The sequence below is a fragment of the Pseudomonas sp. RA_15y_Pfl2_54 genome, from assembly GCF_963971015.1.
Classification (GTDB): Bacteria; Pseudomonadota; Gammaproteobacteria; order Pseudomonadales; family Pseudomonadaceae; genus Aquipseudomonas; species Aquipseudomonas baetica_A.
This window is the reverse complement of the sequence record NZ_CAXAPN010000012.1, coordinates 140,539-150,175: the sequence shown is the minus strand read 5'-3', so window position 1 is coordinate 150,175 and position 9,637 is coordinate 140,539. Positions and strand designations below refer to the sequence as shown.

Below are 9,637 nucleotides of genomic sequence, written 5' to 3'. Positions count from 1 at the left end.
GAGCGGGTCAACGGCATCTTGAAAACGGAACTCTTGCTCCACCGGCCGACCGACCTGAAGCAAGCGGAGCAGATGGTGCGGGAAGCGGTCTTGATCTACAACCAAGAGCGCCCGCACCTGTCCTTAAAATACAAAACGCCCGATGCAGTGCATCGGGCGTTAGGGTGAGATAGGTGTAAACCTATTTCAGGACTAGACACGTCGGTCGCCCGCGTCTGAAAAAATCTCGCCAAGGTCGCTGTGAGGACAGCTTCAACAGCTAAAGTCGGCATGATTGACTTGACCGTCATGGGCGCCCCCATAAAACGGTCATCTTTTTGTCATGACGGAACCGCAATCTGAATCCGTCCGTAAACAACAGGTTGATAACAACAAGGACGATTGTATGCCTACACAAAACCCGCACCGCGTCGTCGGCCTGTGCACCTCAAGCAAGGTGTACAGCGCGCTGACCGAACTCAAGCACCTGGAAGGCCACCGCTGCGCCAAGTTTCTTTCGCTGCTGGCCGAGAACCTTGTGCACAAGGGGCTGCTCAATGAGCGCGAAGTGGTGCACATGCTCGACCAGGTTGTCGACTGAAGCAGCCCTCACTGTTATCAATGTCCACTATCAAAAGCGTTGATTGTCCCTGAGAACCACGAATGCCTAAGGTGGCCCCATCGTTTGATGGAGGTTTCAGTCATGGCTCAGGTTCAAATCATGTCGGTCATCGGCAGCGCCGTTCCCGCACCACTCAGAGAGTCGGGCTTGCTCGCCTGTTGGTATCTGGTGCGCGACGGCGAGCCGATCAGCGGCCCACTGACATCCTTGCCAGCGGCGCAGGCCTTGTCGCAACAGATCGCCAGCAACCCGTTTCAAGCCTAGGGTAGCTGCACCTTGGGCTTGGTCTCGACGAACAGCGCCCAGCTCGACATGAACAGCGCTGCAATCAACGGCCCGATCACAAACCCGTTCAGACCGAAAACTGCCAGACCGCCCAGCGTCGAAATCAGGATCAAGTAGTCCGGCATGCGAGTGTCCTTGCCCACCAGGACCGGCCGCAGCACGTTGTCGACCAGACCGATCACAAACACCCCGAATAACCCCAGCACCACGCCCTGCCAGATCATCCCGCTGAGCAAGAAATAAACCGCCACCGGCGCCCAGACAATCCCCGCTCCCACCGCCGGCAACAGCGATAGAAACGCCATCAACACCGCCCACAGCAACGCGCTGGGTATGTCGAGAAACCAGAAAATCGCTCCGCCCAACGCGCCTTGCGTGATCGCGACGACCAGATTGCCCTTTACCGTGGCCCGCACGACCCGGTTGAACTTCAGTTGCAAACGACGCTTTTGATGCTCTTCCAGCGGAATCGCAATGCGTACCTTGCGCACCAGCTCCGCACCGTCACGCAGAAAGAAAAACAGCAAGTACAGCATGACGAAGAAACTCACCACGAACTCGAACGTGCCCTGGCCAAAACTGAAGGCCTGGGTCGCCAGTACCTGACTGCCCTGCATCGCCGCTTTGACGATTTTTTCGCGCAGGGCATTGAGTTCACCCATGCCAAAGCGGTCGAGCAGATGCTGGAAGTATTGCGGCAGGCTGTGTTTGAACTGCGCCAGATAGGCCGCGATGTCCAGCTCGCCGCTTTCGATATTCTTGTAAAGCGTCGCGCCTTCCTGCACCAGCAACACACTGAGGATGATCACCGGCAGAATCGCGATCACCAGACAGATGCTCAACGTACACAGCGAGGTGACATTGCGCTGCCAGCCGAATTTCCCCTGCAACTTGCGTTGCATCGGCGCAAACAGAATGCCCAGGATCACCGCCCAGAACACCGCGCCATAAAACGGCAGCAGAATCCAGATAAAGGCCACCGTGACCAGCACCAACAGCGCCGTCAGGGATTTGAATTGAAGACTTTTTACGTTCATGTCCGGTCCATGTCAGTCAGGCGTCATGCACGCCCCAAACCTTAGTCAGCCGGGGCGTGCGCGAGTGCCATCTTTATTCATGGCGCCTCGCTGCGGTGCCTGCGCAGCCTCACAGCTCCAAACGTAGATCCAGATCAATAAACCCCGATTTCATCCGCATTACCCTGCCGCGCTTTTGCGACCGATGCCGCCATGCCCCTGATGCCAGACCTCACCACCCCGGAACTGCTCGCTCCCGCCGGCACCCTGAAAAACATGCGTTACGCCTTCGCCTACGGCGCCGATGCGGTGTATGCCGGCCAACCGCGCTACAGCCTGCGCGTGCGCAACAACGAGTTCGACCACGCCAATCTGGCGCTGGGCATTCGTGAGGCTCAGGCACAGGGCAAGCGCTTCTACGTGGTGGTCAACATCGCGCCGCACAACGCCAAGCTCAAGACCTTTCTCAAGGACCTGGCGCCGGTGATTGAAATGGCACCGGACGCACTGATCATGTCTGACCCCGGGCTGATCATGCTGGTGCGTCGGCATTTCCCGCAGATGCCGATTCACTTGTCGGTACAGGCCAACACCGTGAACTGGGCGAGCGTTGAGTTCTGGCAACAGCAGGGGCTGAGCCGGATCATCCTCTCGCGGGAATTGTCGCTGGAGGAAATTGGCGAGATTCGCGAGCAAGTGCCCGGCATGGAGCTGGAAGTTTTCGTTCACGGCGCGCTGTGCATGGCTTATTCCGGCCGTTGCCTGCTGTCGGGTTACATGAACAAACGCGACGCCAATCAGGGCACTTGCACCAACGCTTGCCGCTGGAAATATTCGGCGCAAGAGGCCTCCGAGAATCAGCTCGGCGAGATCGTGCAGACCTTCCAGCCCGAACCGACGCTGGGCATTGGCACCCCGACCGATCAAGTGTTCCTGTTGCAGGAAGCCAACCGTCCGGATGAGTTGATGCCCGCTTTCGAAGACGAGCACGGCACTTACATCATGAATGCCAAGGACCTGCGCGCGGTGCAGCACGTCGAGCGCCTGACACGCATGGGCGTGCATTCATTGAAGATCGAAGGCCGAACCAAATCGCACTTCTATTGCGCCCGCACCACCCAGGTATATCGCCGGGCAATTGACGATGCAGTGGCCGGCCGTGAGTTCGATCGCAGCCTGATGACCGATCTGGAGTCACTGGCCCAGCGCGGCTACACCGAAGGTTTCCTGCGCCGGCATGTGCATGACGAATACCAGAATTATCAGAACGGCAGTTCGGTGTCGCAGCGTCAGCAGTTTGTTGGGGAGTTGACCGGCGAGCGGCGTGATCGTCTGGCGCAGGTCAAGGTGAAGAACCGTTTCGCTCTGGGTGATCATCTGGAACTGATGACGCCCAAGGGCAATTTTCATTTTGATCTGCATGAACTGCAAAACCTCAAAGGGCAGGCGATCGAGGTCGCACCGGGGGATGGGCACACGGTGTATGTGCCGATTCCGGATACGGTGGACTTGCACTTTGGGTTGTTGATGCGCGATGTGAATTGAGGCTGAGGCCGCCTTCGCGAGCAAGCCCGCTCCCACACGGCCTCTATGCCTTGCAAGAATCCCTGTGGGCTTGCTCGCGAAGAGGCCCGCAGCCTGCGGCAATCAACCCTGCGCGCAAAACCGATCCCGGCTATTGGTCAGGTGCAGCCACATCGCGGCACGCGCAGCGTCCGCATCCTGACGCTTGATCGCGTTCAGAATTGCCTCGTGCTCCAGATTCGCCAACTGCCCGAGTTTGCTCAGATCCGCCGCCCCACGCTCGGCCGCATTCAGCCGATGACGCGGAATCATCGCGCTGCCCAAGTGCTGCATGATCTCACTGAAGCAGACATTGCCAGTGGCCTCGGCGATCAGCAGGTGAAAGCGCCGGTCGGCCTCGACACAACTGTCGTTATTGGCGAGTTGGCGCTGATAGTCATCCAGCGCTTTGCGCATCTGCAGCAACTGCTGCTCGGTACGCCGTTGCGCCGCCAATGCCGCCGCTTGCGATTCCAGCCCCATGCGCAACTCAAGCATGCTGCGCACACCGAGTGCCGTGTCGACATTGAGCCGCAATCCCTGTTCCGGCGCACGCTCGATCACGAACGTACCAATGCCGTGGCGCGTTTCGACCCATCCCGAGGCCTGCAATCTGGAGATCGCCTCGCGCACCACCGTGCGACTCACACCATGTTCCTGAACGATGGCGTTCTCCGATGGCAGCTTGTCGCCGGGCGACATTTGTCCGTGCAGGATGCTCTGGGTGAGCTTCTCCACCAGATCATGGGCCAGGTTGTGCGCACGTTTGCGGGCAGGGGCGTCGAGGTCTTCTTGCATGGTCGGTTCCAGTGAGCGGACGGGCGGATCGTAGCACTGCACAGGCCTATGACGGGATTGATTCTAGCGCTGAAAAACCCATCTACTTGTATGACAACACTCAATATCTATTAATAATCTGCCGGGTTCGCTATCGACTTCACGCAATTTTGATCGCGTCCCCATGAAATCGCCACTGCAAAAAAAGTAACAAAAACAGGGTTAAAATCCAGAAAAGCATAAAAACCCTGTCATCCAGAGCAATAAAATCATCCCTGCCCACTTGTAGGACAAAAAATCGTAGTTGTATGATGTCTATCAACAACGCCGTACCCAGCCCTACCCGCATAAAAATAATCAGTGGGAGCAAACCAAGTGAAAACCTCCGTCTCGGGGATGAGCGAAAGCGTCGACTCAACGCTTTCGTCCGCCATCTCGAAAGTCAAACGCCACGTCCTGCCGCTCTTCGTGATCATGTTCATCGTCAATTACATTGACCGGGTGAACATCGGATTTGTCCGCACCCACATGGAGCACGACCTGGGCATTGGTGCAGCCGCTTACGGCTTCGGCGCCGGCCTGTTTTTCATCGGCTATGCGCTGTTCGAAGTCCCCTCCAACATGCTGCTGCAGAAAGTCGGCGCGCGAATCTGGCTGACCCGGATCATGCTCACCTGGGGCCTGGTCGCCGCCGGCATGGCATTCATCCAGACCGAAACCCATTTCTACATTTTGCGTTTTTTGCTCGGCGTGGCTGAGGCCGGGTTCTTTCCCGGGGTGATCTACTACTTCACCCGCTGGCTACCGGGTGTCGAACGCGGCAAAGCGATTGCGATCTTCCTCAGCGGTTCGGCGCTCGCCTCGCTGATCTCCGGCCCGCTGTCCGGTCTGCTCCTGCAAATCAACGGGCTGGGCATGCACGGCTGGCAATGGATGTACTTCATTGAGGGGATGTTTTCGGTGTGCCTGTGCGTGTTCGTCTGGTTCTGGCTCGACGCCAAGCCCCATGACGCCAAATGGCTGACCCGCGCCGAGCAGGACGCATTGGTCACCGCCATTGACGACGAACAGAAGGCCCGCGAAGCGGCCACGCCCCTGCGTCCATCGATGGGCACACTGCTCAAGGACCGGCAGATCATTCTGTTCTGCCTGATCTACTTCTTCATTCAACTGACGATCTACGCCGCGACTTTCTGGTTGCCGAGCATCATCAAGAAAATGGGCGAGATGAGCGACCTCCAGGTCGGGCTGTTCAACTCGATTCCGTGGCTGCTGTCGATTGTCGGCATGTATGCCTTCGCGTCCCTCTGCGCCAAGTGGAAGCACCAGCAGGCATGGGTCGCCACGGCACTGTTGATCGCTGCGGCGGGGATGTTCATGTCCACCACCGGCGGGCCGGTCTTCGCCTTCGTCGCGATCTGTTTTGCAGCGCTGGGTTTCAAATCCGCCTCGTCCCTCTTCTGGCCGATTCCCCAGGCCTATCTGGATGCGCGGATTGCCGCGCCGGTGATTGCGCTGATCAATTCAGTGGGCAACCTCGGCGGCTTCGTCGCGCCGACCACGTTCGGCCTGCTGGAACAACACACCGGCTCGATTCAGGGCGGCCTCTATGGGTTGGCCGCGACCTCGATCATCGCCGCGATCATCGTGTTCTTCGCCCGCACCTCAGCGAAACCCGCCAGTGTTGCCGCCGTGGCCGATACCACGCCGAAGCACGCCTGACTTTCTGTTTTCAAGGATAAAACAATGAACGTAAACGACACCGCCAAAGCCCCGGTCATCACTGATATGCAAGTCATCCCGGTGGCCGGCCACGACGGCATGCTGCTCAACCTGAGCGGCGCCCATGGGCCGTTTTTCACCCGCAACATCGTCATTCTCAAAGACAACGCCGGCCACACCGGCGTGGGCGAAGTACCCGGTGGCGAACGCATTCGCCAGACACTGGAAGACGCGCGCAGCCTGGTGATCGGCAGCCCTATCGGTACGTATCAGAAGATCCTCAATCAGGTGCGCCAGACCTTTGCCGACCGCGATGCCGGCGGCCGGGGCCTGCAAACTTTCGACCTGCGCATCACCATCCACGCGGTCACCGGCCTGGAAGCCGCCCTGCTCGACCTGCTCGGCCAACACCTCGACGTACCGGTCGCAGCGCTGCTCGGCGAAGGTCAGCAACGTGAAGAAGTGAAGATGCTCGGCTACCTGTTCTACGTCGGCGATCAGCACGAAACCGACCTTGCCTATCGCAGCGAACCGGACGCCGATAACGACTGGTTCCGTGTGCGTCACGAGAAAGCCATGACCGCTGAATCGGTGGTGCGTCTGGCCGAAGCGGCCCATGCCAGATACGGCTTCAAGGACTTCAAACTCAAGGGCGGTGTGCTCAGCGGTGACGCGGAAATAGAAGCGGTGACAGCGCTGGCCGAGCGCTTCCCCGAGGCACGGATCACCCTTGACCCGAACGGTGCGTGGTCGCTCAAGGAAGCGATCCGTTTGTGCCGCGATCAGCATCACGTTCTGGCCTATGCCGAAGACCCGTGCGGAGCGGAAAATGGCTATTCGGGCCGGGAAGTGATGGCCGAGTTTCGCCGCGCCACCGGGCTTAAAACCGCCACCAACATGATTGCCACCGACTGGCGCGAGATGGGCCATGCGATCCAGTTGCAATCGGTCGACATCCCGTTGGCTGACCCGCATTTCTGGACCATGCAAGGCTCGGTACGCGTGGCGCAGATGTGCCATGAGTGGGGCCTGACCTGGGGCTCGCACTCCAACAATCACTTTGATATTTCGCTGGCCATGTTCACCCATGTGGCGGCGGCAGCACCGGGTGAAATCACCGCCATCGACACCCACTGGATCTGGCAGGACGGCCAGCGACTGACCAAGGCACCGCTACAGATTGTCGACGGCTGCGTGCAGGTGCCGAAGAAACCCGGGCTGGGTGTGGAACTGGACATGGATCAAGTGGCCAAGGCCCACGAACGCTATAGAGGCATGGGCCTGGGTGCGCGGGATGACAGCGTGGCCATGCAGTTCCTGATTCCGGGATGGACATTCGATAACAAGCGGCCGTGTCTGCTGCGCTGATTTTCAAGCCCGCCTCACGCCAAAGGTGGGAGCGAGCAAGCCCTCAAGGGTTCAGGGCTGACCTGAGAGTTGTAGCAACCAGTCCTTGAACGCCAGCATCGCCGCGGTCTCTGGTCGTGATTGCAATCGCGTCAGCCAATAACTCCCCGTGGTGATCTCGATCGCAAACGGCTGACAAATCGCCTCTGCCGCCAATTGCCGGGCGAACATCAGGGGCGGCGCCAACGCCACCCCACAGCCCTGCAACGCCGCTTCCATCATCGCCAGGGACGAATCGAACACAATGCTCTGCGGCGGCGCCGCCTGAGTCGCCAGACCCGCCGTTTGAAACCATTCCGACCATTCATCCGTTCGGTAGGAACGCAGTAACGTCTGCTGCAAGAGATCCCCCGGCGCATGCAATTGTCGGGCGATTTCCGGCACACACAACACCGACAGCGGTGCATCGAGCAAGCGGGCCGCCTCAATACCGTGCCACGCCCCGGCGCCAAACCGGACTGCGTAATCCAGCCCTTCGGCAGCGACGTCCACGCGATTGTTGTTCGTCGACAGCCGTAAATCTATGAGCGGATGTTTCGCCCGAAAGTCCGTCAGCCTCGGCAACAGCCAGCCCACAGCGAACGTCCCCACCGCGCCGACGGTCAACACTTCGCGATACTGCCCCCCGGCGAGGCGTTCGAGAATCTGCGCGATGTGATCGAATGAGGTGCTCAACACCGGCAACAAGGTTTCGCCTTCACTGGTCAGCATCAGCCCACGAGGCAGGCGTTTGAACAGGGTTACATTAAGCTGCGCCTCAAGGCTTTTGACCTGATGACTGACGGCCGCTTGGGTCACGCACAGTTCCACAGCCGCGCGGGTGAAGCTCAAATGACGTGCTGAAGCCTCGAAAGCGCGTAACGCGTTGAGCGGCAATTGCGGTCGAATCATGCCCTGCCCCAAATTTTTCTAATGGCTCATGCGAAATTTCGTCGTTTGTCGATTGCCTTCGGTGTGCCTAAATTGGCGGCGCTTATCAGTAGCCCGACGGGAAATCGCCCGCAGTGTAGCGGGATACAACAATCAACACTCACGGAGAGTGGATCATTTATGCGTTCAATCAACTCGACCAAACTCTTTTCCTACAGTACTTTCGGCCTTTTCTTTGGCGCCACGGCCTGCCTGGCCGCGCCGCAAACCGACGAACAACTGCAAGCACTGGTCAAAGGTGCCGTCACGCCCGTCATGCAGCAGCAGAACATCCCCGGTCTGGCCGTTGCCCTCACCATCAACGGCAAAGCGCATTACTTTAACTACGGCGTCGCCGCCAAAGACACCGGGCAGAAGGTCAGCGAAAACACCCTGTTCGAAGTCGGATCGGTGAGCAAAACCTTCACTGCGACACTCGCCGGTTACGCGCAGGCCACGGGCAAACTGGATCTGTCGACCAAGGCCAGCAAGCTTTGGCCGGAGTTGAAAGGCAGCGCTTTCGACAACATCAGCGTGTTGCAACTGGGCACTTACAGCGCTGGCGGGTTGCCGCTGCAATTCCCCACCGATTCGGACTCGGCTGACAAGATGCTCGGCTACTACCAACAGTGGAAACCGGTTTATCCGGCAGGCAGCCATCGCCTGTATTCCAATCCAAGCCTTGGGTTGTTCGGCTATCTGACGGCGAAAAGTCTGGGCCTGCCGTTTGATCAGGCCATGAGTGAAACCCTGCTACCGCAACTGGGCCTCAAGCACACCTACATCCAAGTGCCGGCGTCCGAAGCCAAGCTCTACGCTCAGGGTTACGACAAGAAAGACCAACCGGTTCGGGTCAGCCCGGGCGCACTGGATTCCGAAGCCTACGGCATCAAAACCAGTGCGGCGGACATGCTGCGCTATGTCGAGGCCAACCTGAAACCGGCCAGCCTTGAAGCGCCGCTGCAAAAAGCCATCGCCGCGACCCATACCGGTTACTACACCGTTGGCGACATGACCCAAGGCCTGGGCTGGGAGCGTTATGCCTACCCGATCAGCCTGGCTCAATTGCAGAACGGCAACTCGACGCCGATGGCGATGGAGGCGCACAAGGTCAAATGGCTGACCCCGCCACAGCCTGAACCGGCCAATGTGCTCTACAACAAAACCGGCGCGACCGGTGGTTTTGGCGCGTATGTGGCGTTTGTGCCGTCGAAGGATCTTGGCATCGTGATTCTGGCGAACAAGAATTACCCGAATGCGGAACGGGTGAAGATTGCGCATGAGATTTTCAGTGCTCTGACTGACTGATGCAAAATCTGTGGAGAGGGGATTTATCCCTCTCCAAAACGTTTTGTGT

At 58.8% G+C, this 9,637-nt stretch carries 10 protein-coding genes; 7 read left to right on the top strand and 3 right to left on the bottom strand.

Translation table 11 applies throughout. From position 1 onward, the window contains the following. The 3 genes from AACY50_RS11430 to AACY50_RS11420 all read left to right on the top strand — a co-directional run. Nucleotides 1-168: integrase core domain-containing protein (locus tag AACY50_RS11430; protein ID WP_445261483.1), on the top strand; the 168-nt coding region annotated here is incomplete at its 5' end. 217 nt (nt 169-385) lie between these two features. Beyond that, a complete protein-coding gene (locus AACY50_RS11425) occupies nt 386-580 on the top strand; it encodes a hypothetical protein (RefSeq protein WP_221730466.1) in 195 nt (64 codons plus the stop codon). Nucleotides 581-682: 102 nt separating this feature from the next. Then, complete coding sequence (locus tag AACY50_RS11420; RefSeq protein ID WP_339431952.1) at nt 683-865, top strand: hypothetical protein; 183 nt, start codon at nt 683-685, stop codon at nt 863-865. Here the strand turns inward: AACY50_RS11420 and AACY50_RS11415 are convergent. Further along, a complete protein-coding gene (locus tag AACY50_RS11415) occupies nt 862-1,923 on the bottom strand; it encodes an AI-2E family transporter (protein ID WP_339493766.1) in 1,062 nt (353 codons plus the stop codon). The two genes, AACY50_RS11420 and AACY50_RS11415, sit on opposite strands and share 4 nt — an antisense overlap. A 201-nt stretch (nt 1,924-2,124) precedes the next feature. Between AACY50_RS11415 and trhP the strand changes: the two genes are divergently transcribed. After that, on the top strand, nt 2,125-3,447 hold the full coding sequence (gene trhP, locus AACY50_RS11410; protein WP_445261482.1) for a prephenate-dependent tRNA uridine(34) hydroxylase TrhP: 1,323 nt from the start codon (nt 2,125-2,127) through the stop codon (nt 3,445-3,447). 102 nt (nt 3,448-3,549) lie between these two features. On the opposite strand, the gene AACY50_RS11405 is transcribed toward trhP, so the two are convergent. After that, the gene (locus AACY50_RS11405) at nt 3,550-4,263 is read right to left on the bottom strand and encodes a FadR/GntR family transcriptional regulator (protein ID WP_339538575.1); all 714 of its coding nucleotides are present in this window, start codon (nt 4,261-4,263) and stop codon (nt 3,550-3,552) included. Nucleotides 4,264-4,617: 354 nt separating this feature from the next. Here AACY50_RS11405 and AACY50_RS11400 point away from each other — a divergent pair, with 354 nt between their 5' ends. Both AACY50_RS11400 and gudD read left to right on the top strand, forming a co-directional pair. Further along, nucleotides 4,618-5,964 carry an MFS transporter gene (locus tag AACY50_RS11400; protein WP_339431949.1) on the top strand — a complete coding sequence of 449 codons (1,347 nt, stop codon included), beginning with the start codon at nt 4,618-4,620 and terminating at the stop codon, nt 5,962-5,964. 24 nt (nt 5,965-5,988) lie between these two features. Then, nucleotides 5,989-7,332, top strand: a complete 1,344-nt coding sequence (gudD, locus tag AACY50_RS11395; protein ID WP_339538574.1) for a glucarate dehydratase — start codon at nt 5,989-5,991, stop codon at nt 7,330-7,332. A gap of 51 nt (nt 7,333-7,383) precedes the next feature. On the opposite strand, the gene AACY50_RS11390 is transcribed toward gudD, so the two are convergent. Continuing rightward, entirely contained in the window at nt 7,384-8,262 is an 879-nt protein-coding gene (locus AACY50_RS11390; protein ID WP_339431947.1) for a LysR family transcriptional regulator, read from the bottom strand. A gap of 159 nt (nt 8,263-8,421) precedes the next feature. Here AACY50_RS11390 and ampC point away from each other — a divergent pair, with 159 nt between their 5' ends. Next, complete coding sequence (gene ampC, locus AACY50_RS11385) at nt 8,422-9,588, top strand: class C beta-lactamase (protein ID WP_339538573.1); 1,167 nt, start codon at nt 8,422-8,424, stop codon at nt 9,586-9,588. The last annotated feature ends 49 nt before the right edge of the window (nt 9,589-9,637 follow it).